Below are 24,661 nucleotides of genomic sequence, written 5' to 3' on the forward strand. Positions count from 1 at the left end.
CCCAATGGGGTCGGCCGAACCTACTTAGGTGACGGGGCTACGGTTAGCAGCATTTCTTTCACCTTTTCGCCTTGCGGTATCTGCAGCCGGACCGGCAGCGTGATCACTTTGCTACGGAAAGCACGGGGCAGGCGCACAGCGTCTTTTTCGGTCGTAATCATCTGAGCCCCTAACATACGTGCTTCGTTTTCCAGCCGGGTCATCAGGGCCTGGGTCAGGGGCTGGTGATCGTCCAATGCTTCGGCCCGCACCAGCTCGACACCCAGACGGCGCAGGGTCTGAAAGAATTTTTCGGGATAGCCGATACCTGCAAAGGCCAGTGCGCGGGTCCCTGTCCAATCCATGCCGGTCTGCAAAGGTTCAATGTCTCCGGCGACATGCGGAACGGTTAGATGGGTGCTCCATTGCGAAGAAAACGCCTTCTGCGCGGCCTTATCGCCTAGTGACAGCACCAGATCGGCGCGTTGCAAGCCAACGTTCACAGGTTCGCGTAAAGGACCGGCGGGCAAGCAAAGCCCATTTCCAAATCCGCGTTGAGCATCGACAACGATGATGGAAAAATCTTTGGTGACCGAAGGGTTTTGAAACCCATCGTCCAGCACGATCACCGTCGCGCCCGCAGCCGCAGCCGCCCGAGCACCAGCAGCCCGGTCCTTGGCGACCCAAACCTCACCAAACATTGCCAGCAACAGCGGCTCATCTCCGACCTCGGAGGCGGTGTGTTTGGCAGGATCGACCAGCACCGGGCCTTCCAGCGACCCCCCATGCCCACGCGTGACGACATGTGGCTCGTGCCATGCATTTCTAAGCTGTTCGAGGGTCCAGATCACCGTAGGTGTCTTGCCAGTCCCACCGGCATTGAGGTTGCCGATACAGATCACCGGCACGCCCGGCTGTTCACCGACCTTTGAAGCGACCCTGCGGGCCGTGGCAGCGGCATAAAGATGACCGAACGGTGCCAGCAGACGCGCCCTGAAGTCCAGATGATCCGGCGCGGTGTTCCAAAAATCAGGTGCCCGCATGTTCCGCACTCCGCTGATCCAGAATATCCTGCACCATTTCGATCAGGGCATCTGCTTGTGGTGCGCCTTCGGTTATCATCTGCCATCCCGCCAATGCCATGCCTGCCGCAAGATCCGGTGCCAGAAGTTCGATCAGAGCATCCCCCAGTTCGGTTGCTGTCTTGACCTGTTTGGCAGCACCAGCCTGCCGCAGCTGAGAATACAAAGCGTCGTGGCGATGAACAAACGGCCCGTAAATAATAGCAGATCCCAATGCAATCGACTCAGAGGGATCACGACCGCCCGCGCCACGCTCCAGCGAACTGGCCATAAAAGTGACGGTGGACACGCGACACCACAGGCCCAGGTTTTCTGGGTCCGATGTCAGTATTACCTGCGTGGTATCTTCAATCTCTTCTCCGGCGTCCCAATTGACGCAGCGCAGGTCCATAGTTTCAAGCCGCCGTTTCAGCGGCCCGACCTCTAGTTCATCAGCCACGTGCAACACAAGGACAAGCCGGTGCAGCATGCGAAGGGCCTGCCGGTGTGCGGTCAGAACTGAGATAAATTCTTTGTCCTGAACCCAGGCCGCCAGCCAGACGGGTCGCCCGGCAAGGGTGTGATTGGTTTCAATCAGCTCGTCCTCGGGCCATGGCCTGGGGTTGGGGCTGATGCGCAGGGGAGGCGATTCATGGACTTTGGCGGATGGAATGCCCAGTCGGCGGATCTGGCGCGCTGTTTCTGGCGATGCAGTCATGACGTGTTGAAAACAGTCAAACGTCGCCCGCGTGATATCCGGCAACCAGCGTGCGCTTCGGGCTAAGGTAACGCTGAACTGAGCATCGAACAGAACCAGTGGGATGTTGTGTTCATCGGCTCGGGTCAGAATGTTCGGCATCAGATCACCGCCCACCCAAAGCCCCATAGACGGACGCCAGTGGTCCAGGAAGCCGCGCACAGCACCGCTTTGGTCCTGAGACAGGTTGACCAGCAGGAAATCATGTTGCGGCCAGCTGTCCAAATCTGTGTCAGGAGGTGTTGTCAGGACGAAGTTCAGATCGGATCGAACTTGCAGCATCCGGTGGCAAAAATCGTTCACCGCGCGCAAACGACCCGGAGTGGCCACATGGACCCAGAGAAGCTCGCCTTCGGGACGTGGCAGGTTGGTATGTTGCCCGACGCTGTTGCGCATTCCCCATGACAGAACCCGGTAGGCCGCAAGGCTTAAAGATCGCGGTTTGCTCATGCTCCGATCCCGGGTCCGGTTGGATCCAGCCGTTTTGACAGCTCTTCGTGAAGCGTCGCATTCGCAGCGATAACACCGTTCAGCCTGGGGTGGGCATTGTTGAACACCAAGGGCTGCCCCGCCCGATCGGAACAGATACCGCCTGCCTCGCGGATGATCAGATCACCGGCGGCGATATCCCATTCCCAGCTGGGGCGCAGGGTCAGCATCGCATCGAACCGTCCCTGCGCGACCAGAGCCATGCGATAGGCCAGCGACGGTCGATAGGCGCGTTCGAAATGGGGCACATGCCCATCGCGCCAATGCCGCGTATCGAGATTTGGTTTGGCAGCCAGAATTTCCGAGCGCTGCAAGTCTGCAATGGCCGAGGTGGTGATCGTCTCACCATTCAGCGTAGCGCCCTTTCCTTGGGCGGCGGCATACAGCAGATCCCGCATCGGAAGGTAAACCACAGCAGCCGTCACCCGACCTTCATCGGCGACGGCAATGGAATGCGCCCAAGTGCGTGCGCCTTCGGCAAAGCTGCGGGTGCCGTCAATCGGATCGATGATGAAGGCACTGCGGCACTCCAGCCGTTCTGCCGTATCCTCAGATTCTTCGCTCAACCAACCATACCCTGGCCGAGCGGCGCGCAGCCGCTCCTCGAGCATCGCATTGACCGCCAGATCGGCCTCGGTCACCGGACCGGCGCCATCGGGTTTATCCCAGCGCTGCGCCTGCGTCCCGGAATACCGTGTGGCGATCTTGCCGGCCTCAAGCGCTGCGTCAATCAGCAGGGACAGGTCAGTTGCCGGCAAGTGTCATTCCTTCGATCAGCAACGACGGAACCACGCGCGACAGATATGGGCGGGCGTCATTGGCCGGAACAATCCGGCGCAGCATGTCGCGCAGGTTACCTGCGATGGTGCATTCATTGACCGGATGCGTGATTTCGCCGTTTTCCACCCAGAACCCAGAGGCCCCACGGGAATAGTCACCGGTGTTGGGGTTGATCGTCGATCCGATCATGGATGTGACCAGCAAGCCGGTGCCCATATCCCGCAACAGATCAGCGCGGGTTTGGTCGCCTTGCGTCAGGCTGAGGTTCCAGTTGCTGGGCGACGGCGGGCCGGACACGCCGCGCGCGGCGTTACCTGTCGACACCATGTCCAGCTTGCGGGCGCTGGACAGGTCCAGCGTCCAGCCGGTGAGGACACCGTTTTCTACAATCGCTCGACGCTGTGTCGGCAAGCCCTCGGCATCAAAAGGGCGCGAGCCCGAGATCCGCGGGCGATGGGGGTCTTCGATGATGGACAGGTGCGCGGGCAGAACCTCTTGACCCAGACAATCCTTCAGCCAGGACGCACCCCGCGCAATAGCCGCGCCATTACTGGCGGCCAGCATATGGCCGATAAGAGACGACGAGATGCGTTCATCAAACAACACTGGGAAACTGCCGGTTTCGGGCTTGCGTGCGCCAACCTGTTGTACGGCGCGTTCGCCTGCCGTGCGCCCGATTTCGTCGGCGCTGCGCAGATCGGACTGAAACGTCCGACTGTCGCCGTCGTAATCCCGTTCCATCCCGGTGCCTTCGCCCGAAATCGCAACGCAAGACACAGACCGGCTGCTGCGTTCGTATCCGCCGGCAAACCCATTTGTGGCTGCCAGATGCACGCGGTGGGTTCCATAGCTTGCCGCCGCATCTGAGACCTGAGTGACACCCGGCACAGCCATTGCTGCGGCTTCGGCTGTCAGAGCATCCTGCATCAGGGTTTCGGCGGATGGGGCGGGGGTTGGGTCCAGCATCTCAAGCGATTGCACATCCCAGTCACTTACCAACTGGTCACTTTCTGCCAGCCCGGAAAAGGGATCTTCAGGGGCTTCTTTGGCCATGGCCACAGCGCGTTCAGCCATTGCGTGCAGGGTTTCCGGGCGGCTGTCGGAACTGGATACGATGGCAGACCGTTTACCCAGAAAAACCCGCAGCCCCAGATCTGTGCCTTCCGAGCGTTCCGCATGTTCCAGTGCGCCGCTGCGCACCTCAACCGCGACCGAGGAGCCGTCAAGCACGATGGCATCTGCTGCCTCCGCGCCTGCCTTGCGGGCCACATCAAGCAATTGCTGGCTGATTTCTTCTGGTGTGCGGGTCATGTGGCCTCCGGATTTATGTCCAACGACCTAGCCTTGGACCGCCCGTGTCGCAAGACCCGTGACCGGATTGTGTGATGAGGATTTTGAAGAACCCACCCGGTTACAGTGATTTTGGGTGGAAAACGTAAGAAAGGGCTGCAAGGTATGCAGCCCTTTTCCCAACTTTACTTAAGGCGCTGACCATTTGCCAGAATCTGGCCATCTTCGGTAAATTCGATGGTCGAGTTCAGTGTGTCGGGTTGTTCGCCCGGAACTGCCATCAGACCCATCATCATCCGGGCGCCCAAGGCGTCATTGTCCGAAATGATGCCCATGCCGATCAGGGTGTCGATCAACTGGTTGGCGCCGACAAGCTGAAGGTTCGCAACGCCGCTTGGGCTGGGCAGACCGTCAAATTCTTCGGTGTTCGAATTGTCGAACGCGAAATCGCCATCACCTGTCAGTTTCGCACCGACCAAAGACACCAGAAGCTCGTTGATTTTCAGAGAATGCAGCTCTCCCGGAGCTTCGTCTGACTCGATGTCGATTTCCGGATCAAAGATGTTCATCAGAACCTTTGCCGTTCCGGTTGCATCCAGGGCAATCGTTGCCGGATCACGCGGCAGCGCACCTGCGGGGTCGAAAATGCCCCACAGCACGTCTGACATCGTGAAATCGGTCAGATTGAATCCCAACCCAAACGGCTGAACCTCGTCCGATTGCTGAACCGGGAACTCAAAGTTGAGCCCGGCCTTGGCCATTGAGATCTCAATCGGGAAGGGCAGGTCTGCGGTCGTCACCGCAAGTTTCGTGCTGTTTTGGTCGATATCATAGACCAGTTTCTGAGAGTCGATGGTAGCGGCAAAGCGTCCGCCTTCCGACGTACTGTTCATCGAGAACGCCTGACCTTCGCTGGTGCCGCTCAAGTCGGTGCTGCCCGAAGCGTAGGTAAAGATGCCGTCGAAGGCAAAACCGGCCTCGTAGAAGGACTGCGGATCCGAAAGGTCAATGTCTTTCGGAAACACGTTTTCGCCCTCGAACGCCAGTTGGTCCAGCTGACCATTGATCAATCCGGTTTCGCCACTTTCAGGATCCTGAAAATTCATGTTGTAGGTCAGGCTGGCTGCGTTGAACGTCTGGGTGAGATCGCGGTTTTCTGCAATCTGCATGCGTGAGCTGCCTGTCAGATCATTCGCCTCAACCGCCAGGTTAAAGACATCATCCGGGACCGCTTCGCCCTCGACCTCGATCGAGTCCAATACTACACCCAGCGTATCGGCGGTGTAGTCATAGGTCATGTCTTCGGGAGAGCCCGAAACCACCATGTTCAACTGTTTGTGAGTGTAGTTCACAGTCGCCGAAAAGTCGCCTTCCTCAGCCTGACCCGTGACGACCATTGGAAAGTTTTCCGGCACACCGACAGTCACTGTTCCGTCACCGTTTTCCGTCAGCGTCATCTCTGGCATGACCATTTGGAATTGCCCGTCCTCTTCGGGCAGTGCCAATGAAAGTGTCATGTTCGAAATGGTGGTTACGCCACCTGTCGAGCTTTCGTCGCCCGTGACGGTGTATCCCATCGAGGTGAAATAGCCTTGCCAATTGGCCCAGACATCATCAGCCGTCAGGTCGGCAAACGCACCCTGAATGGCTAAGGCATAGGCCAAAGCTGCACCGCAACTGCGGCGTAAGAAAACGGACATAAGGTAACCCTTCTTGATCAATTTGTGGCGCATGGTCGGGTTTGTGGCGGGTATCGTCAAGGGGGCAAGGGCTGGACCCTTTCCCCGTTTCCGCGCTACGGCTGTAGCCGACAGCAATTGCAGCGCGCGAGGAGGGGCAGATGCAGGGTAAAACGGTACTCATTACAGGGGCCAGCCGGGGAATCGGGGCCGAAGCGGGGCGCGTTTTTGCCGCGGCCGGGGCAAATGTCGCCTTGGTGGCACGTAGCCACGACCAGATCGACGCTTTGGCTGCTGCGCTGGGCGATCAGGCCATCGCGTTGGCGTGTGATGTCAGCGATTTTGCTCAGGTCGAACAGGCTGTGGCCACGTGCGTGGATCATTTCGGTGGGTTGGATGTTTTAATTGGTAATGCCGGTGTGATCGATCCGATCTTTCATCTCTCGAACGCGGATGTAGAGGCTTGGAGCAAGGCGATCGACATCAACCTTAAAGGTGTCTTTTACGGAATGCGCGCCGCGCTGCCGATCATGCGGGCCGCTGGCGGGGGAAGCATTCTGACCATCTCGTCCGGGGCGGCATCAAATCCGGTTGAAGCTTGGAGCCACTACTGCGCCTCCAAGGCCGGGGCTAAAATACTGACGGAATGTCTACATCTGGAAGAGGCCCATAACGGCATTCGCGCTATGGGCTTGTCACCGGGAACTGTGGCCACGGATATGCAGCGGTCGATCAAGGCCAGCGGCATCAATCCGGTCAGTCAACTGGATTGGGATGTGCACATTCCCGCAGACTGGCCCGCGCGGGCGCTGCTCTGGATGTGTTCCGATGATGCGGATGAGTTTTTGGGCACCGAAATCTCGCTGCGGTTGGAAGACATCCGCAAACGGGTTGGGCTGATATGATCGATCTGACCAAAGAGGATGGTCTTTGGATCACCAAGATCAACAACCCGGACAAAGCCAACGCTCTGACCGGGGCGATGCTGGCGGAACTGGCTGAGATCGTCGAAGCTGCGACTGAGGCAAAGGCGTTGATCCTGACAGGTGCAGGCAAGGTGTTCAGTGCCGGTGCCGATCTTGATGAGGCGCGCGCCGGTCTGGCCACGTCGGATGTCTGGGAGCGTCTGTCTGGCGCTATTGCGGCTTTGCCCTGCCTGACCGTTGCAGCGTTGAACGGAACCCTGGCTGGTGGGGCCAACGGGATGGCCCTGGCCTGCGATCTGCGTATCGCGGTGCCTTCGGCCAAATTCTTTTATCCTGTGATGAAACTGGGATTTCTGCCGCAACCCTCCGATCCCAAAAGGCTGGCGGCTTTGGTCGGACCGGCGCGCGCAAAGCTGATTCTGATGGCGGGTCAAAAGATCACCGCGCAAGAGGCTTATGCGTTTGGATTGGTAGACCGGATTGTCGAGGCTGATCACCTGATGCAAACCGCACGCGATCTGGTGGCCGATAGCGTCAACGCCGACCCAAAGATTGCCGCCGGAATCGCTAGGTTGTGTTCATGAGGACCTCTGCCCTGCGTCTGCGGGTCGATGATCCGCGCCAGTTGGCGGCCTTTTATCGAGACATTTTGGGCATGTCCGTCAGGGAAGAAGGCGCAAACGTTCGTGTAGGTTATGCGGGCGAGGATGCAGACCTTCTGTTGCTGCCCGACGGCGGTGGATACACGCATGACCGGGGCCAGCGTTATTGGAAAATCGGCATAACCGTACCGGATGTTGATCTTGCTGCGACCCATCTGCGCGCGCGGGGTGTTCCGGTAAGCGATCCGAACCAGTTCCTGGATATCGGCTACATGTGTCATCTGGCCGACCCTGAAGGCTTTGTCATCGAGCTGCTGCAACATGATTTCGAAGGCAACCGGCCTTTGCACGCTGCTGATCCCGATGAGCCGTTCGCGCAGGCGCGGATCGGTCAGATCACTTTGCGGACCGGGGACATCGCGGCTGAAGACGAGTTTTGGCGCGGGCAAGGCATGTCGTTGTTATCCATGCAAGACGTTGCGCCATACGGATTTGACCTGCATTTCTATGCCTTCACGCAGGAAACGCCTCCAAATCCCGATCTATGGTCGGTTGAAAACCGGGAATGGCTGTGGAAACGGCCCTATACAACGCTGGAATTTCAGCACGTTGCGGGGGCTCAGTTCGGGCCTGTGCCAGATTATCAGGGCATTGAAATCGAAGGCGTGCCTGAACCTCTGACTGACGCCTTTGGTGATCCGATCCTGCCGGGTTGATCACCGTCCGCGCCGTTTGCCTGGAACCTTTGACCGAAAGCCGGGTGGGCGTTTGCGAACCCAGTTCAGGAACTTTTCCAGCCTTGGATGCGCGCGCAGGGCTTCGACTGTGTTGAAATTGCGTGCCAGTTCGGCCTCGGTCAGGGTGGCGTGGACCTCTTTATGGCAGATCTGATGCAAAAGAACGGTTGGTCCGCCCTTGCCTCCTTTGAGTTTTGGGATCAGATGATGCAGGCTGCCGCCTCCGTCGGGGATCGGGCGGTCGCAGAGCGGGCAGATCGGATCGCTGTTCGTCATGATGGTTAGAAACTTGCGCCTGAAAGCGGCGAAGGCAAGAGGGTGTGAATGGCGCAGGCAGTGGTGATCGGAGCAGGCCCCGCCGGGTTGATGGCCGCTGAACAACTGGCCGCTGCAGGGCATTCCGTGCTGGTGGCCGAGGCCAAACCGTCAGTCGCGCGTAAGTTCCTGATGGCTGGAAAATCCGGGCTGAACCTGACCAAAGATGAGCCGTTCGGTACCTTGATCCGCGCATACGGCGAGGCTGCGGATTGGTTGAATCCGATGATTTCTGCTTTCGATTCCGAGGCAGTACAGCGCTGGGCGCGTGACTTGGGTCAGCCCTTGTTTACGGGTTCAACAGGCCGGGTTTTTCCCGAGGTTATGAAAGCCTCTCCCTTGTTGCGGGCCTGGCTGGCCCGGTTAAGCGATGCAAAGGTTGAGGTCAAAACCCGCTGGCGCTGGACAGGTTGGGAAGGCGAGGCGCTGATATTTAACACACCCGACGGGCCGCGCAGTATTTCACCAGATGCCACCGTACTGGCGCTGGGTGGGGCAAGCTGGGCACGCCTTGGCTCGGATGGTCAGTGGTCAGAGGCTCTTGCGAGCAGAGGTGTGGCTCTGGCTCCTTTCGAGCCTGCGAATTCTGCCCTGTCCGTGGATTGGAGCGACCATATGCGGCCGCATTTTGGGGCCGCGTTGAAATCGGTCCGTTGGATAGCAGGCGATTCTGAAAGTCGCGGGGAAGCCGCAATTTCTGCAAAGGGGCTGGAGGGCGGCGGGCTGTATTCGCTCACCCCAACCTTGCGTGCCGGACAGCCGTTGTTTGTGGATTTGGTGCCCGATCTGGATCAGCAGACCCTTGAGGCGCGCTATGGCGCGAAACGGTCGAAGGTTACAATGTCCCAATGGCTTAGAAAGTCGCTGAACCTATCGCCTCAGAAGGTTGCGTTGTTTCATGAGATGGTGAAACGCAGCGGCACAGGTCAACCAGATCAGATTGCAGTGTTAAAGAAACTGCCCATCCTGCACGCTGGTCTGCGCCCGATAGACGAAGCAATCTCGACAGCAGGGGGCGTAAAAAGGGCGTCATTGGATGACGGGCTGATGCTGACCGCGTTGCCGGGTGTGTTCTGCGCCGGAGAGATGTTGGACTGGGAGGCCCCGACAGGGGGTTATTTGCTGACAGCCTGCCTGGCTACGGGGCGTCGGGCTGGTCTGGCAGCCGCAGATTGGCTGGAAAAGACCCGGTAGTTCAACGTGATCGCGCCAGCATCGCAAGGCGGATCATGGCGCGTTCCACCAGGGCCATAGCGGGTGCCGTTTGACCCGCAGACCGAAGCGATAGATCCGTGTCGGTCAGAACCGTCAGCGCAGTTTCCAGCTTGGGTGCACCCCATCCCTGCGCCTGTCGCAGAATACGGTCCCGCCGCTTGCCATAAACCGGCGGGCGCAGCTTTCCGATACCTTGTGCCGCGCCGCCCGGATCCGAGGCGCAGGCATAAAGCGTGCGAAAATGGCGGGTGGCCCCAATGCACAATGTCACGCCATTTGTCCCTTGCGCCTGCAAGCGCCGGATCAATGGTCCGATATCGCCCGCGCGGCCTTCGGCCACTACGTTCAAAACATCGTCCAAAGCAGCCTCGGTCGAGCGCGGGGCGCAAGCTTCGACGTCTTCGATGGTCAGTTCTGAACTGTCCCCGCGCTTGTAAAGCGACAGTTTCTCAACGGTTTGGGCGAAATCGCCAGGGCTGAGGCTGACGGCCAGCTCGCTGATGGCAGACATGACATCGCGGGGTATGTTCTTCAGGCCCGATTCGGTCAGAATCCGTTCCACCTCGGCGCGGGATGGCGGGTCGTCATAGATGCCTACCGCATAAGCCGCCGGATGTGCTTCGAACGCTTTGCGAATTTTCGAACTGGGTTTCAGCTGCCCGGCCGTGACGATGATCTGGGCGTCTCCGGGGGCCCAATCCTCAAGCGCAGCCAGTATCGAAGGTGCTGCGGTTTCGGTGGCCTCTTCGACAAATACCGCGCGGGGACCGGGAAAGAACCCAACGGCCTTGACGGCATCCAGCAACAACGCGGGATCGCCGCGCAGGTCGCTGCCGGGCAGGCGTGTCAGGCGCATTTCCTCTTCGGCACCGGGGCCAAGCAAAGCTGCCAGAACCTGCTGACGCTTGAGCGCGACCCGCATGGAATCTGCGCCATAGATCAGCAACCCGGTCTTGTCCGCGTCCGGCTTGGAGAAATATCCATCAGCCTCGCGCGGGCTCAGCTTCATGTGGCCAGATCCGGTGTTGCATTCAGTCGGTTCACGATCTGGCTCGACAGAATAACCATCAGGCGGTCTTTGGCGTCGCGCTCATCAGCCAGTGTGGAAACGGTTGAACCTGCGGCGGAGTAAGACACAAAGTCGGAGGCCGTGCCCGAGGCTACGATTTGTCCGGTTTCGTTGGACCGCAGCGTATACTGGGCCCGCCCGTCAATCGTGTACCGTTGCGTTTCATTCGTCGTGGTGATCGCGGCCCCACGCGTCACGGTCGTGACCCGCACGTCCAGTTTGTACGCGCTGACCGCACCGGCGCTGCGACCCAGTTGCTGTTCCAGATTCTGGACCAGAAGATAGCTGTCGACATTGTTCGGCTCGGACACAGCAACTTTGCCGTAGAGTTGCGAACCCGTTCCCCCGGGTGCGTAGACCGGTTGGAAGCCACAGGCCGCACCAAGGAAACAGGCGGCCAGCGGCATCAGCAAAAGGGTCCTGCGGTTAAACAACGACATTCACGATCCGACCTGGAACTACGATCACTTTCTTGGGCGCGTTACCATCCAGCGCCTTTTGCACAGCTTCGGTGCTGAGCGCGATTTTTTCAACCTCGTCCTTGGCCAGATCCTTGGAGACGCTGATTTCCGCACGACGCTTGCCATTGATTTGAATCGGCAGGGTGACGGTGTCGTCGACCAACATCGCCTCATCGGCGACAGGCCACGCTGCGGTGGCCACCAGACCTTCGCCACCTAGCAGCTGCCAAAGCTCTTCAGACAGGTGCGGGGTCATCGGCGACATCAGTTGCGCCAGCGTTTTGGCTGCTTCGCGTTTGGCCGCGGTGCCAGCTTTGGACTTGGCCAGCGTGTTGGTGAAGGCATACAGCTTGGCGATCGATGCGTTGAAGCCAAAGGATTCGACGCCACCCGACACGTCGTGGATCGCCTTGTGCATTTCGCGCAGCAGGGCTTCGTCCTCGGCATTGGCCGGAACGTCCGACTCGGCGATTTCCGACGCGATGCGATGCACACGGCTGAGGTGCTTGAATGCAGCCTCAGCGCCCGATGCGGTCCATTCCACGTCCCGCTCGGGCGGCGAATCGGACAGCACGAACCAGCGCGCGGTGTCGGCACCGAAGGCCGAGATGATGCTGACCGGGTCCACCACGTTCTTCTTGGATTTCGACATCTTGGCCGAAGGGATAATCTCGACCTCAGTGCCATCAGCCAGCTTGCCGTCAGTCACATCCTCGGGCAGGTGATAGACGGGGCGGCCGTTTGCATCGCGAGTCTGGTAGATCTCATGCGTCACCATGCCTTGGGTGAACAGCGCATCGAACGGCTCGATAGCCTTTTTCGGCAGGTGACCGGTTGTGTTCATCGCGCGTGCAAAGAATCGGGAATAGAGCAGGTGCAGAATCGCGTGCTCGATGCCGCCGATATACTGATCGACATTCATCCAGTATTCAGCTTCGGCCAGATCGGTGGGCGTTTCGGCGCGCGGCGCAGTGAAACGGGCGAAATACCAAGACGAATCGACAAAGGTGTCCATCGTATCGGTTTCGCGCTTGGCCGGAGCCCCACATTTCGGGCAGGCACAGTCGCGCCAGGTCGGGTGGCGGTCCAACGGGTTGCCCGGTTTGTCGAATGTCACATCGTCGGGCAGGCGGACTGGCAGGTTTTCTTTCTTCTCGGGCACGACACCGCAGCTGTCGCAGTGCACAACTGGAATCGGGCAGCCCCAATAGCGCTGGCGGCTAAGGCCCCAGTCACGCAGGCGGTATTTGGTGACGCCAGCGCCCCAACCGGCCTTTTCAGCGAAATCGACAGTAGCATTGATGGCCTCGTCGCCCGTTGCTTCGGTCAGGCCCGCGAAATGGTTCACCCAGCGGACTTTTTCGGTTTTTGGCGGAACGAAAGCGATTTTGTCGACCGGCGTGTCGTCGTCCAGAGCAAAGAACGTATCGACCACCGGCAGACCGTATTTGCGGCAGAAATCAAGATCGCGCTGGTCGTGCGCCGGGCAGGCAAAGATTGCGCCGGTGCCGTAGTCCATCAGGATGAAGTTCGCGATCCAAACCGGCAGTTCCCAGTTCGGGTCCAGCGGGTGCTTGACGCGAATACCGGTGTCATAGCCCAGCTTTTCTGCCGTCTCGATGGCCTCTTCGGTGGTACCACCTTTGCGGCATTCGGCAACAAATTCAGCAACTTCTGGGTTTTCGGCCTCGAGCTGCTTGGCAATCGGATGATCCGGCGAGATACCAACAAAAGACGCGCCCAGCAGCGTGTCGGGACGAGTCGTGTAAACCGTGATTGGGTCGCCACCATCGGTGCGTTCAAACCCGAATTGCAGGCCGCGCGACTTGCCGATCCAGTTTTCCTGCATCAGGCGCACTTTGGCGGGCCAGTTGTCCAATGTATCCAGCGCGTCGAGCAATTCTTCTGAATAGTCCGAAATCTTGAAGAACCATTGGGTCAGTTCGCGACGCTCGACCAACGCGCCCGAACGCCAACCGCGTCCGTTTTCCACCTGTTCATTGGCCAGAACGGTCATATCGACCGGGTCCCAGTTCACCACGGCGTTTTTGCGGTAAACCAGCCCGGCTTCGAGCATATCCAGAAACAACGCCTGCTGCTGGCCGTAATATTCAGGGTCGCAGGTGGCGAATTCACGAGACCAGTCGATGGACAGGCCCAAAGGCTTCATCTGCCCGCGCATGTCGGCGATGTTGCCGTAAGTCCAGTCTTTGGGGTGGCCACCAATGGCCATCGCGGCGTTTTCCGCAGGCATCCCGAAGGCGTCCCAGCCCATCGGGTGCAGCACGTTATGTCCTGTCGCCAGCTTGTGACGCGCAATCACGTCACCCATGGTGTAGTTGCGCACATGCCCCATATGGATTCGGCCCGAGGGGTAGGGGAACATCTCAAGCACATAATACTTTGGCTTGTCCGCCTTGTGGTTGGCGGTGAAGATTCCGGCCTTGTCCCAGGCCTCTTGCCATTTTGCTTCGATTTCGTTGGCCGAGTAGCGCGACATCGTGCGGTCCTTCGTGAATGAAAACGCCGGGTAGGAACCCGGCGTGGTATTAGTGTGATTTTCGGCGGGTTGCTAGAACTTGTTGTCCGCGATGCGTAGCTGGCGGGCACGAGACAGAATCGCATCCTCGACTGCACGCGTCGTCGCCGCGCTGACCGGAGAGCCTCCGCTGGATTGCAGGGCAACCGACAATGACCGTGCCGCAAGGGCCGGGTCGCTGATGTGAACCGTGGCCCTATAAGAGCGTCCTCCACCCGGTGGTGTGCCGTAACCCGTTACGATCACACCGGTAAATGGATCGACCTCTTGAACCGGCAGGAAGTTCAGCACATCAAGTGAAGCCGCCCACAGGTAGCGGTTCACATTTGTCACCTGCTCGGCTGTGCTGCGGTCGAAAATATCCCAAATCGTCGAGCGGTTAGGGTCATTCAACTCTCGCTCGTCGGAATTTCCGCCTGCGAGATTGGGCGTATAAGTCGTCGTGGCGCTTTGATTCTGCCCGCATGCCGAAATAGTGGCGGTCAGCATGATCAATCCCAAAATCGTCGGCAGGCGCATTGTAAACAGGTCCTGTTTCACTTGTTGTGCAGTATTCAAGGGATACTCCTAGCCAAGGACCCCCGCTGCAACAAGCCTATTCTTGCGAAATCCCGGTAGGTGGCTGGTCTTGGGGGGAAATGGACTGTGGCATCCTTGCACCAATTTGCCCCCAATGACACCGCAGCGTTTATGCCAAGCTTGCGCAAAGGGGGCAAAAAGAGCGAAACGGTGTCCGTGCTGAGACATATGCCGAGGCATGTGTCGAGTAGATAACTCTTTTTGAAACCGAGGGAAACAAGATGAAAAAAGTTCTCTTCGCAACTACGGCGCTGATCGCGACCGCAGGCGTTGCAGCAGCTGAAGTTAAATTCAGCGGTTACGGCCGTTTTGGTCTGGGCTACGTTGAAGATCGTTCCGGTACCGTTCCGAACATCTCCACTTCGGGTGGCGTTGTTACCACCATCAACTCCGCAGTTGTTGACACCGACGACGCAATCCTGGTTTCGCGTTTCCGTCTGAACATCGACGGCATCGTAGAAACTGACGGTGGCGTTCGTTTCGAAGGTCGTGTTCGTCTGCAAGCTGACGAAGACAGCAGCACCGGTGAAGCAAACTCGGCCGGCCTGAACGGCGCACGCTTCTCGGTCATCTTCGGCGGTCTGCGTGTTGACGCGGGCAACGTTGCAGGTGCCTTCGACAACTTGGCAAACTACTATGGCAACGAAGTAGGTCTGGAACTGTTCGCAGGCCAGTACTCGGGTGTTAACTACAGCTTCCTGGGTTACTCGTCGACCGGTTCGGGTTCGAACGCTGTGTTCTTCCAGTACTCGGTTGGTGACTTCGCATTCGGCGCGTCGTACGACCAAGGCACCATTGGTCTGAACGGTGTTGCAACCGACGTTGACCGTTGGGACATCAGCGCGACCTACACCTTTAACAACATCACCGCCGCTGTGGCCTATGGTCAGACCGACGCTGGTATTTCTGGTGTTAGCGATCCGAGCCTGACCGTTCTGACCCTGGGTGCAGAATTCGGTGACTTCTCGGGTACTCTGTTCGTTGCAGACGACGCAACCGAGGTCGCAGCAACTGACGGCACCGCATGGGGTCTGTCGGCAGCCTACAACCTGGGCGCTGCAACCACCCTGCTGTTCACCTACGGTGACGGTAACGCTGATGCCGACCTGCAGCAGGTTGCCATTGGTGCGACCTACGACCTGGGTGGCGGTGCATCGCTGCGCGGTGGTATCGGTGTAAACGACTGCGACATCTGCGCAGACTCGACCATCGTTGCTGACTTCGGTGCTCAGTTCAACTTCTAAGCTGATCTGAACCGTAAGGTTTGAGGGCGGGTCTTCGGACTCGCCCTTTTCTTTTGTGCCGACTTGGTGTTTTTCTGCGCCAAATACAGATTGAGGATCCCATGTCGCTGCAAGACATCACCGCACGTATCGCCAAAGCAGAATCCAAATCCGAGCGTCCGGTTGGTTCAGTGAAACTGATCGCTGTGTCCAAAGTGCAGCCGAATGAACGCGTGCAGGCAGTTCTGGAACAGGGCCACAGGTGTTTCGGAGAGAACCGGGTGCAAGAGGCCGCCGGCAAATGGCCCGCCTTCAAAGAGCAGTTCGAAGGAACTGATCTGCACCTTATCGGCCCGTTGCAAACCAACAAGGCCCGGCAGGCGATGGAACTGTGCGATGCGATTCATTCGGTGGATCGTCCCAAACTGGCCAAAACACTGGCCCGCTTGGCGCAAGAGATGGGAACCTGCCCTGATCTGTTCATTCAGGTCAATACAGGTGAAGAGGAACAAAAGGCCGGTATTCTTCCCGCCGACGCGGATAAGTTCATTGCTGATTGCAAAGCGCTCGATCTTCCTGTGTGTGGATTGATGTGCATTCCCCCTGTCGACGAAGAACCCTCTTTGCATTTTGCGCTTCTGGCCAAGATTGCTGCACGCAACGGTCTGGAGGGGTTGTCGATGGGGATGAGTGGCGATTTCGAGCAAGCCATTGCCTTGGGTGCAACCCATGTGCGTGTTGGTTCGGCCATTTTCGGCGAACGGGTCAAACCTCAGGAATAATCAGGCGGGTTCCCGGGGCAACGCGATCAGCGATCCAATGCAGGTGATCTCGGCGAAAGGCGACACACCCTTCGGTCGGAAATCCGGGGCGGCGCCATTGATGCAAAAAGATGGCTGACCCTTTCCCAGGGACGGCATTAGGCCAGTTCCAGTCCGTCAAAAGAACCAGATCGTAAAGCGGGTCGGCTCGTTGCAGTTTTTCGTGGCTAAAGGCATAAGGCGCGGCCACCATGTGGTTGTAGTTGGTGTCAGATACGTCATCCGACCATAAATCCTGAGGGCCAATCGGGTGCGCCCAGTACGTTGGGCGCGCAATCCTGTCCGCGCGGTAGAGCATCCCGACAATCCGGTGATGCCCGGTGGGGGTGGCACCATCGCCTTCACGCTTGAACTTGCTCACTCCGCCCTTGCCAATGGTGCAAGGGAAAACCCTGCCCAGAAACCGAACGCCACGCGGGGTCAGCACAAGATCGCTGGGGGTCAAAGCAAATGCCCCGATTTCGCGGCTTTTGTCGCCAGATACCCCCGGTTATGAGCCGTTTCACCCACTTTCAAAGGCACGCGTTCGGTTACAGCGATCCCTGTCCGCTCCATCATGGCGATCTTGGCGGGGTTGTTTGTCAAAAGACGAACTGAATTGAACCCCAGTGACTTCAGAATGTCCGAACCAAGCCGGAAATCGCGCTCATCGTCCTCAAAGCCAAGCCTGTGGTTTGCTTCGACCGTGTCAAAGCCTTGATCCTGAAGGAAATAGGCCCGCATTTTGTTGGCCAACCCAATGCCGCGACCTTCCTGATTGAGATACAGCAGAACACCAGCGCCTTCAGATCCCATCTGTGCCAATGCTCCGCGTAACTGCGGACCGCAGTCGCATTTCAAACTGCCCATCAGGTCGCCGGTAAAACAGGCCGAGTGCAAACGGGCCAGTACCGGCTTGTCCCGATCTGGACGGCCGATTTCGACGGCATAATGTTCTTCGCCACCGTCTTCGGGGCGGAAGATGTGCAGGCGACCGGCCTCGGACACTTCCATTGGCAGGCGCGCGGCAACCACTTCGTGCAATGCGCTGCGATCTGCCAGATGTGGTGCCGCGCGCGTGTGATCGATGCATGTCAGGCCGTGCGTGGCAGCAAAGGAACGCCCGTCTTCGATGGAAACAACCACAGCTGCAGGAAGGATACGCGCGGATTTTGCCAGCGCGATTGCGATACGGTGCAGATTGGCATTGCCCTGCCGCTCGGTCATCAACGGACCTTTCATCGGCGCGTTCAAGTCGTCCGAAGGATCTGCCACCGCCTGAACCCAGGTAATATCCGCATCTGCGGGAACCAAAACCCGCGCGAGATCTCCGTCATAGGCGCGTGCCTTTAGCGTCTCGGCCCGCCGTCCGGTTATGGCCACAACCGGCGTTCCCAATGCCTTCAGATCGGCCAGACGCTGCGGGCTGAGCGTTTCCGCAGACACAGCAAGTACGCTGTAGCCACTGTCATCGGTAAGGGCCACGGGAACACCCATACGCAGATCAGCCCGTGCGCGGGCCAGCAATTCAGAAATATCGGGGGTGAGGCTCATCTAGGTTACCCTACAACGTTCAGCCCTTTTCCTATCTCTTACGAAAGGAAATGTGAAACATTTCTGCAAACTCTGACACGAAGGCGTGAAACGATTGCAGTAAAGCTTGTTGAATTCGTATTCCACACGCAAGTGATGGAAAAGCGTTTGGAGGACCGGGAAATGGCTCAGCTCAAGAAAATCCTGTTGGTGGACGATGACGAGGATCTGCGCGAGGCGCTCAGCGAGCAACTTGTAATGACCGAGGATTTCGATGTGTTCGAAGCCTCTGACGGGACCTCGGCGATGGAACGTGCGCGTGAGGCGATCTATGACCTTGTCATTCTGGATGTCGGCCTGCCTGATACCGACGGGCGCGAGTTGTGCCGCCTGATGCGCAAACAAGGCGTTAAAAGCCCCATCCTGATGCTGACCGGTCATGACAGCGATGCCGATACCATCCTTGGGCTGGATGCAGGTGCGAACGACTATGTCTCCAAACCTTTCAAATTCCCGGTTCTTCTGGCCCGCATCCGTGCCCAGCTGCGCCAGCATGAGCAGTCAGAAGATGCCGTCTTTGTGCTTGGCCCCTATACGTTCAAACCGGCGATGAAGATGTTGATCACCGAAGATGACCGCAAAATTCGCCTGACCGAAAAGGAAACGAACATTCTCAAGTTCCTGTACCGCTCGACCGACGGCGTCGTGGCGCGGGACGTGCTGCTGCACGAGGTCTGGGGTTATAACGCCGGTGTGACGACCCACACGCTGGAAACCCACATCTACCGTCTGCGTCAGAAAATCGAGCCCGATCCGTCCAATGCGCGCCTTTTGGTCACAGAATCGGGTGGATATCGGCTGGTGTCTTAACTGGGTGTGGATTGACTTGGATCAAAGTGATACCCTGTACTCATAATTAGGTTACTCCCAACCCGCGCATGTCTGGGTTATGACATGCACCTCCCTGTTGGACTGCCGGGCCGAATGGCCCGGCTTTTTTTGTGGGGTGGTTGGCAAGATGGCTGCTTAGAGCCCAAAGCGGTCACCTGTTTTAACGTTGACCATATATTTTGTTTCTGGTCTTTAAATTGCTGTTTGGTAGTTTTTTTTGGTCAAAATGAAGCAAAGCTCGCCTTCGTATTTCCTCTTTGATTGTGGAGGGCAGAACACCGGAAAAACTGCGCACAAGATTTCTTCTCGTCCTAAGTTTCACCTGCTTCTTCAAGCTTATCCAAAAATTTGTAGTCTGTTGGCGGATCGTCGCAAATACCTGGTCCACACTCCAACAGAGCTGAGCCTGCGTTGGCAACTCCCAAAGATAAGATCAACATGAACGCCGTTTTGGCCAACTTGCTTCCACCGAACCGCTCCGATGCCCTGACGTCCGCAGCCAGATCGTATTGCTTTTCAAAGACAAGCATCACCGCGGTCCCGAGTATTATCAATCCGAAGGCTATGCCGGCCCAAGTGTAAAAATGCAGACCAAGAACCGGAGCCCCATAGTGCCCAGTGCCGGGCACAATATGTAGTAGGATTTGGCGGATCGAAACGCTGATGCCAAATATTGCTGCCACAAGGACTATTCCGTAATTCCGTGCACGCGTACCCCACAAGAGATTTAGCCCGAGCCCAAATCCCACTGCCACGAAACCGACACGCTGCAGTAAACACAACGGACAAGGTAGTTCGTAGAGAACAAGTTGAAAATAGAATGCGAGAACCAACACTAGGCAAACAGCCAGAACACCAAGCGCGTTCATATTTCGGGCAAATTCAGGTGACATGGAACAATCTCACAATTGGATTGAAAGCGGCGTTGTTGCATGAAATTTTAGCCAATAAACGCTCGCCAAAAGCGTTACTGCGAAGAGTGCGTATGAAAGGCGAACGAGTTTGTAGTAAGCGAGCCCCAAGGCGCATGTGAACAACGCAAATAGTAATGCAATCATATTGATCCCTTTGACTTTTTGGCCTTGTCGATACTAGCAGGCACTGAGGACACCGTTTTCTTTTTCGAAAATAGGTTCTGAGCTCCAGAACAAATCTCGCATAATCTTCCGCCTTGTTTGAGATATTGTCCCCTTTGGGGTTTTGCTCTAAGCCTCAGGATTCTCCGAAGAACTCCCGAGCTTGGCGAGTTCGTCCCAAACGCCTTCAGGGATGGGCCACTCTGCCCATTCCATTGCCTGTTGAACATGCTGAGGCCATGTCACTCCGCAAACCGTCGAAGTAATGTCGTCGTTTTTTAAAGAGTATTGCAACGCGACCGCTCCGACTGGGACATCGTAATGCCCGCATACCTCTTCAACAGCACGTATTGGCGCAAGTACTTCATCATCTGCAGGTCGATAGACATAAAAGCGATGGATCGCGCTGCCTCGGGCCAGTGCACCTCCGGAATACGGTGCTGCGTTCAATATCGAAACGCCTCGTGATTTCGCGAGCTTCATTAGAGGTGCCGCGTTATCGTTCACCACAGTATGCCTGTTGTGTGTCAGGACCACGTCAAAATCCCAAATCTCCAAAATTGGCATCATCAAGTCGATACGTCCCGCCGCGATTCCGACCGCCTTGGCCAGACCTTCCTCCTTGATACGGAACAACTCTTCAATCGCGCCACCCCGCCCTTTGACCTCAGATAGGTCACTTGCATATTCGAAATCATGGACGTGGAGTATATCAACGCTGTCGACGCTTAAGGCCGTAAGACTTTCCTCGAATGATCTACGTGCCTGAGAACCATCAAAAGCACCGGTTTCCATGTCCCGGTCGATTTTGGTGGAAAGCACTCGCCCTTCCGACCACCCACCAAGCTCACGAATGACTTGACCTATGCGCTCTTCACTTCGTCCCATGGCATAGCAACGGGAAGTGTCCAGGAACGCATTTGGCTGCGAAAGAATTGCCCGAATTGTATCAATCGCGCGGTCTTCCTCAACTTCATACCCATAGATTTCCGGAATACTCCCCAACCCCGTCGATCCAAACCCGATGCGAGGAACCCGTACCCCAGTCTTGCCAATTTCGCCTAGCTCTGCCATGCCAACCTCCCAATTGGTTCAGGACATTCATAGATGTTGCGCCAGTAGTTTATTGAAAACAAGTCAGGCTTGTTGCTGGAGTTACTCTCAGGCCTCAACGCAATCGTTCAAGCCGAAAATTCACAAAGCTTTTTCGCGAATGGCAGAAATGTCCGCGTTGCCGACTTTGGAAGACCTGATGGGCCACGAAACAATGCGAATGACCGTTTTGAGCCCAAAGCGGACTACTAGATATCCGATCTCAGTAGGTGGCAAAAGAACCAGACTGTCGTTAGCAACCTTCGAGATGCAGCATTCGGATCGACAGCAAGTTCACGGCAAAAATATTAGAGTTTTCACCTGAAAATTTCCACTATTTGTTCTAGAGAGAAGTAACTGGACCACTTGCCAAGTTACGTTCAAGGCGACCTAATAGATTTCCAAAAAAATCCGCAGGACGACTCTCAACCTTTTTATGGAGCTTGTGAATGAATCAGGGTTCAAATGATAAAGGTCCCGCTCCAGGTTTCTGGGGGCTCACTTTCTGGTATCAGTTGGTCGTCCTTGTGTTCTTGACAATAGCGTCGTTAGTCCTCGCTTCGTCTGTACTGGTTCCCCTGTTTTTTGCGGCTCTCCTGTTCGTTCTCCTCACAGCGACTGCAGATCGCATTGGTAGATTCAAGATATTTGGAAAGACTGTCCCGAAGTGGTTTGCGCATTTGGCCGCAATTTCAATTGTGTTAATCGGCCTCTCGCTTGTTCTGTCGATACTATCCAGTCAAGCCGGTGAGGTTTCGGAAGCTTTTCCGCGCTACGAGGAACGGTTTTCCAGCATAGTAGCAAAGCTGGTTTCACTTGTTGGGCAAGACAACTATGCAGCCGCGGTAAAGGCTTTGGAACAAATCAACCTGGCTGGGTTCGCGACAGGAGTGATCGGGTCTGCTGGGGCGTTCCTAAGCGCTTTTTTCCTGGTGCTGCTCTATGTGCCATTCATGTTGGTTGAACGCGTTCCAATGCGCGCCAAAATCAAGCTCGCAATCAAAGACAGGGAAGCCGCTGAAAAAGTTCGTCGTGTTCTTGAGAGCACGTCGGACAGCATTCAAAAATATGTTGGCATCAAAACGCTGGTGAGTGCACTAACTGGCTTGGGCAGTTATACCGTGATGGCATCCGTCGGCCTGGACTTCTCTGAAACCTGGGCGGTTCTTGCGTTTTTGTTGAATTTTATCCCGACAGTCGGCTCTATCGTCGGCGTCGCGCTTCCTTCCATTGTCGCACTGGTACAGTTTGAAGAAGTCGTGCCCTTTCTTGTGGTTCTGATTGGTTGTGGCGCGGTTCAATTCTCTATCGGCAATATCCTGGAGCCAATGCTACTTGGGAAAAGCCTGAATTTATCGCCATTCATGGTCATTTTGGCGCTCACTTTTTGGACTGCGATCTGGGGCATTGCCGGAGCGTTGATGAGCGTCCCGATCACCGTGTGCATCATGATTGTGCTTTCGAATATCCCGTCAACGCAGCCAATCGCGATACTGATGTCCGGTGATGGGAAGATAAACGACACTGACGCAGTGAACAGCTAAGCGCGAGAGACGTTCGCCAAAATGGATGGCGGCTTTTTACCTGACTCTATCGGCGAGTGTATGTGCCAGCCCCGAATAAAACGTTGGAAACACCGTGCGAAGTCTGAGTTTAAGGAGAGACCCGCACTACTTACCGCTTGGGAAAACGAAGTTCAGCGCTTTTGGTTTAATTGAAACCTCAAAGCGTTGATCAATCATCGGTTCGCCGTCCAAATTCATATGAAACGGCTGGGAGGTTTCCAAAACCATAGATCTCAGACGAGAGCGTTGCACAACACCCTCTTCGGGGTCCGAAAAATCCGGTAGCCTGCCAAAGGGCAGGTTTTCTGGCATCAATCGCTCCGTGGAGAGCACGCTTAAATCGAGCAACCCATCGGAGATGTTCGCTTCTGGTGCCACGTCAAAACCGCCACCTGCATAGCGGCTGTTCGCAATCGCTATTGCGGAAATGGAAACGTCGTACGGGTCTTTTTCATCAATTGAGATCTTTGCTGGAACAGATTTTGCATCAGATAGGCGAGCAAGCCCAAACAGTGTGTACGCGAGGCCGCCGAGCCTTTTCTTCATTTCCTTGGGTGTCGTTGCAGTGATCATCGCTCCAAAACCGCCGCTTGCAACATTCACAAATGGACTGCCGTTTATGTATCCGACATCAATTGGTTGCGCGTCTTCCGATGCTGCAACTCGAACAGATGTTGCCAAGTCCAAACCCTTATCACCATACGACCGGGCGAAATCATTTGCTGTCCCCAACGGAACAAGACCTAGCGAGACAGGCGACCTTGACTTCAACTTCAAAACAGCATCCGCGACCGAGTTCAAAGTGCCGTCACCGCCGCCCGCGATCACCCTGGTTACGCCATCGCTTACGGCTTCTCGAAGGGTCTTCCTCAAGTCTTTTCCTGACCAAGGAATACAAACCCTAATGCCAAGCTCTTTTTCCAATGGGCGGACAGCTGAACGCAGTTCGGGTCTTGCTGCGGACTTCCTATTGAGAACTAGCAGGGTACGTTTGGCCATAGTTCCAGCATAAAGCTCTAACAAGTTGGAGCAACCGCCTTAACATTTCTTAATGCAGGGGCGCTCCGGCAATTGAAACTTTATTTGCGCTAGCCAACCCCTAAATGACAGTAGTCAGCTTTGTCCGCAACTCGGACGTAGGTTCTTTTCAAATCAAAGTCCAGTTCCTGCATAAGCGGTCAGTGGGGCGTCAAAGTATACGTTGCCGCGTGCAGACCGGTATTGAGCGTCCGGTTTGAGCCGCTTTGTGGACATCCGACAAAAGTGTTCAGATGACCGCGTTGAGCCCAAAGCGGTCGCAGCTTCTGCGCACGAAACTTGAACAGATGGCGCTAGAGTAGGTTTGGCTCTTTTGAAGCATCAAGGCGACTTACCCGTTTTTGTATCTGTAGCATTGCTTCGAGCTCGGGGATACCCATGCCATTATCGATGAAGGGCCGTTGTCGCCGCAGCCAACCTGAATGTCCAGCCAACAGTGGCGCATCTTGAACGGGGTACAATAAGTGCTTGGAGTAATTATAGAAGTTGTGAAGATCGTCTTCGCGATGTGCTACTTTGGCGGTCCCGCTCCTCAGATCCTTGGCGAACGAAACTGGATTAGTATAGGTGTTTAACCATGCACCGGTAGCCACGCTGCTGATCTGAAAAACTGGTTTAGAGAAAAAGCATCTCAAAAAGACAGTTTTTGAGTCCGTTACGGACAAGCCATCGACATGCTGCGCAAGCCTCCACGATGGGAAGCGCGCGTGCTGATCGGGAGTTACGAAGTGCACATTGGGGAGATGGGAGAAGCGTTTCAGAATTGTGTTCTCTTCTCCTGCACCGAATTTAGTCGGATGATCGGAAACCAATAGGTTAAAATCACTAAGGTGTTTCACCAACAAATCTACGAAATCCTCGTTTTTTGTCCTTAGGTCAACGGTTTGTAGCAACCGTGAACCAAGTTTTCTGGTGCTGTAACGAGCAATTGAGGTTGATGCGCCAAAGTGGATGCACTACCGGCT

The 24,661-nt window shown here is 56.4% G+C and carries 25 protein-coding genes; 8 read left to right on the plus strand and 17 right to left on the minus strand.

Features of this window, described 5'->3' with window-relative positions; genetic code table 11:
* Positions 1-20 precede the first annotated feature (20 nt).
* The 5 genes from lpxK to ACR3EH_RS12630 form a co-directional block, all read right to left on the minus strand.
* Positions 21-1,022, minus strand: coding sequence for a tetraacyldisaccharide 4'-kinase (gene lpxK, locus ACR3EH_RS12610; RefSeq protein ID WP_171676612.1), 1,002 nt, complete (start codon positions 1,020-1,022; stop codon positions 21-23).
* A complete protein-coding gene (locus ACR3EH_RS12615) occupies positions 1,009-2,247 on the minus strand; it encodes a 3-deoxy-D-manno-octulosonic acid transferase (RefSeq protein ID WP_171676614.1) in 1,239 nt (412 codons plus the stop codon). The genes lpxK and ACR3EH_RS12615 overlap by 14 nt, the downstream gene beginning before the upstream one ends.
* Entirely contained in the window at positions 2,244-3,044 is an 801-nt protein-coding gene (locus tag ACR3EH_RS12620; RefSeq protein WP_171676616.1) for an inositol monophosphatase family protein, read from the minus strand. The genes ACR3EH_RS12615 and ACR3EH_RS12620 overlap by 4 nt, the downstream gene beginning before the upstream one ends.
* Positions 3,031-4,377, minus strand: a complete 1,347-nt coding sequence (locus tag ACR3EH_RS12625; RefSeq protein ID WP_171188615.1) for a TldD/PmbA family protein — start codon at positions 4,375-4,377, stop codon at positions 3,031-3,033. Before ACR3EH_RS12625 ends, ACR3EH_RS12620 begins: the two co-directional genes overlap by 14 nt.
* A 164-nt stretch (positions 4,378-4,541) precedes the next feature.
* The gene (locus ACR3EH_RS12630; RefSeq protein WP_171188616.1) at positions 4,542-6,056 is read right to left on the minus strand and encodes a DUF2125 domain-containing protein; all 1,515 of its coding nucleotides are present in this window, start codon (positions 6,054-6,056) and stop codon (positions 4,542-4,544) included.
* A gap of 140 nt (positions 6,057-6,196) precedes the next feature.
* On the opposite strand from ACR3EH_RS12630, the gene ACR3EH_RS12635 reads away from it, so the two are divergent.
* From ACR3EH_RS12635 to ACR3EH_RS12645, 3 genes are read left to right on the plus strand one after another with little or no spacing between them, the layout of a single operon-like run.
* Entirely contained in the window at positions 6,197-6,940 is a 744-nt protein-coding gene (locus tag ACR3EH_RS12635) for an SDR family oxidoreductase (protein ID WP_171648364.1), read from the plus strand.
* Positions 6,937-7,545, plus strand: coding sequence for an enoyl-CoA hydratase/isomerase family protein (locus tag ACR3EH_RS12640; protein ID WP_171188618.1), 609 nt, complete (start codon positions 6,937-6,939; stop codon positions 7,543-7,545). Before ACR3EH_RS12635 ends, ACR3EH_RS12640 begins: the two co-directional genes overlap by 4 nt.
* Entirely contained in the window at positions 7,542-8,279 is a 738-nt protein-coding gene (locus tag ACR3EH_RS12645; protein ID WP_171676618.1) for a VOC family protein, read from the plus strand. Before ACR3EH_RS12640 ends, ACR3EH_RS12645 begins: the two co-directional genes overlap by 4 nt.
* On the opposite strand, the gene ACR3EH_RS12650 is transcribed toward ACR3EH_RS12645, so the two are convergent.
* Positions 8,280-8,576 carry an HNH endonuclease gene (locus tag ACR3EH_RS12650; RefSeq protein ID WP_171188621.1) on the minus strand — a complete coding sequence of 99 codons (297 nt, stop codon included), beginning with the start codon at positions 8,574-8,576 and terminating at the stop codon, positions 8,280-8,282. It abuts the gene before it with no gap.
* 48 nt (positions 8,577-8,624) lie between these two features.
* Here ACR3EH_RS12650 and ACR3EH_RS12655 point away from each other — a divergent pair, with 48 nt between their 5' ends.
* Positions 8,625-9,809 (plus strand): TIGR03862 family flavoprotein, encoded by a 1,185-nt coding sequence (locus tag ACR3EH_RS12655; protein ID WP_171188623.1) that lies wholly within the window; start codon positions 8,625-8,627, stop codon positions 9,807-9,809.
* A 1-nt stretch (position 9,810) separates the two neighbouring features.
* Here ACR3EH_RS12655 and holA read toward each other — a convergent pair whose 3' ends face one another.
* From holA to ACR3EH_RS12675, 4 genes are all read right to left on the minus strand, one after another.
* On the minus strand, positions 9,811-10,839 hold the full coding sequence (gene holA / locus ACR3EH_RS12660; RefSeq protein ID WP_171676620.1) for a DNA polymerase III subunit delta: 1,029 nt from the start codon (positions 10,837-10,839) through the stop codon (positions 9,811-9,813).
* A complete protein-coding gene (lptE, locus tag ACR3EH_RS12665; RefSeq protein ID WP_171095832.1) occupies positions 10,836-11,339 on the minus strand; it encodes an LPS assembly lipoprotein LptE in 504 nt (167 codons plus the stop codon). The genes holA and lptE overlap by 4 nt, the downstream gene beginning before the upstream one ends.
* Complete coding sequence (leuS, locus tag ACR3EH_RS12670) at positions 11,326-13,860, minus strand: leucine--tRNA ligase (RefSeq protein ID WP_171188627.1); 2,535 nt, start codon at positions 13,858-13,860, stop codon at positions 11,326-11,328. The genes lptE and leuS overlap by 14 nt, the downstream gene beginning before the upstream one ends.
* A gap of 72 nt (positions 13,861-13,932) precedes the next feature.
* A complete protein-coding gene (locus ACR3EH_RS12675; RefSeq protein WP_171188751.1) occupies positions 13,933-14,418 on the minus strand; it encodes a DUF3576 domain-containing protein in 486 nt (161 codons plus the stop codon).
* 281 nt (positions 14,419-14,699) lie between these two features.
* Between ACR3EH_RS12675 and ACR3EH_RS12680 the strand changes: the two genes are divergently transcribed.
* Together ACR3EH_RS12680 and ACR3EH_RS12685 are read left to right on the plus strand one after the other, a co-directional pair.
* A complete protein-coding gene (locus ACR3EH_RS12680; RefSeq protein ID WP_171188629.1) occupies positions 14,700-15,722 on the plus strand; it encodes a porin in 1,023 nt (340 codons plus the stop codon).
* 101 nt (positions 15,723-15,823) lie between these two features.
* Entirely contained in the window at positions 15,824-16,483 is a 660-nt protein-coding gene (locus ACR3EH_RS12685) for a YggS family pyridoxal phosphate-dependent enzyme (RefSeq protein WP_171188631.1), read from the plus strand.
* Here ACR3EH_RS12685 and ACR3EH_RS12690 read toward each other — a convergent pair.
* Positions 16,467-16,967, minus strand: coding sequence for a L,D-transpeptidase family protein (locus tag ACR3EH_RS12690; RefSeq protein WP_171188633.1), 501 nt, complete (start codon positions 16,965-16,967; stop codon positions 16,467-16,469). The two genes, ACR3EH_RS12685 and ACR3EH_RS12690, sit on opposite strands and share 17 nt — an antisense overlap.
* The gene (ribA, locus tag ACR3EH_RS12695) at positions 16,964-18,055 is read right to left on the minus strand and encodes a GTP cyclohydrolase II (RefSeq protein ID WP_171188635.1); all 1,092 of its coding nucleotides are present in this window, start codon (positions 18,053-18,055) and stop codon (positions 16,964-16,966) included. Before ribA ends, ACR3EH_RS12690 begins: the two co-directional genes overlap by 4 nt.
* Positions 18,056-18,217: 162 nt before the next feature.
* Between ribA and ACR3EH_RS12700 the strand changes: the two genes are divergently transcribed.
* Positions 18,218-18,904 (plus strand): response regulator transcription factor, encoded by a 687-nt coding sequence (locus tag ACR3EH_RS12700; protein ID WP_171096035.1) that lies wholly within the window; start codon positions 18,218-18,220, stop codon positions 18,902-18,904.
* A 332-nt stretch (positions 18,905-19,236) separates the two neighbouring features.
* On the opposite strand, the gene ACR3EH_RS12705 is transcribed toward ACR3EH_RS12700, so the two are convergent.
* From ACR3EH_RS12705 to ACR3EH_RS12715, 3 genes are all read right to left on the minus strand, one after another.
* A complete protein-coding gene (locus ACR3EH_RS12705; RefSeq protein ID WP_171186583.1) occupies positions 19,237-19,818 on the minus strand; it encodes a disulfide bond formation protein B in 582 nt (193 codons plus the stop codon).
* Positions 19,819-19,827: 9 nt separating this feature from the next.
* Positions 19,828-19,983 carry a DUF5993 family protein gene (locus ACR3EH_RS12710; protein WP_253284635.1) on the minus strand — a complete coding sequence of 52 codons (156 nt, stop codon included), beginning with the start codon at positions 19,981-19,983 and terminating at the stop codon, positions 19,828-19,830.
* A 147-nt stretch (positions 19,984-20,130) separates the two neighbouring features.
* Positions 20,131-21,075, minus strand: a complete 945-nt coding sequence (locus ACR3EH_RS12715; protein ID WP_480634833.1) for an aldo/keto reductase — start codon at positions 21,073-21,075, stop codon at positions 20,131-20,133.
* Between the two features lie 467 nt (positions 21,076-21,542).
* On the opposite strand from ACR3EH_RS12715, the gene ACR3EH_RS12720 reads away from it, so the two are divergent.
* The gene (locus tag ACR3EH_RS12720; RefSeq protein WP_171186579.1) at positions 21,543-22,637 is read left to right on the plus strand and encodes an AI-2E family transporter; all 1,095 of its coding nucleotides are present in this window, start codon (positions 21,543-21,545) and stop codon (positions 22,635-22,637) included.
* Positions 22,638-22,763: 126 nt separating this feature from the next.
* On the opposite strand, the gene ACR3EH_RS12725 is transcribed toward ACR3EH_RS12720, so the two are convergent.
* The gene (locus ACR3EH_RS12725; protein WP_171676448.1) at positions 22,764-23,657 is read right to left on the minus strand and encodes a YegS/Rv2252/BmrU family lipid kinase; all 894 of its coding nucleotides are present in this window, start codon (positions 23,655-23,657) and stop codon (positions 22,764-22,766) included.
* Positions 23,658-23,989: 332 nt separating this feature from the next.
* Positions 23,990-24,535: a hypothetical protein gene (locus ACR3EH_RS12730; RefSeq protein ID WP_171676446.1), complete on the minus strand. Its 546-nt coding sequence runs from the start codon at positions 24,533-24,535 to the stop codon at positions 23,990-23,992.
* Positions 24,536-24,661 lie beyond the last annotated feature (126 nt).

This window comes from Ruegeria sp. BG7, from assembly GCF_056535685.1.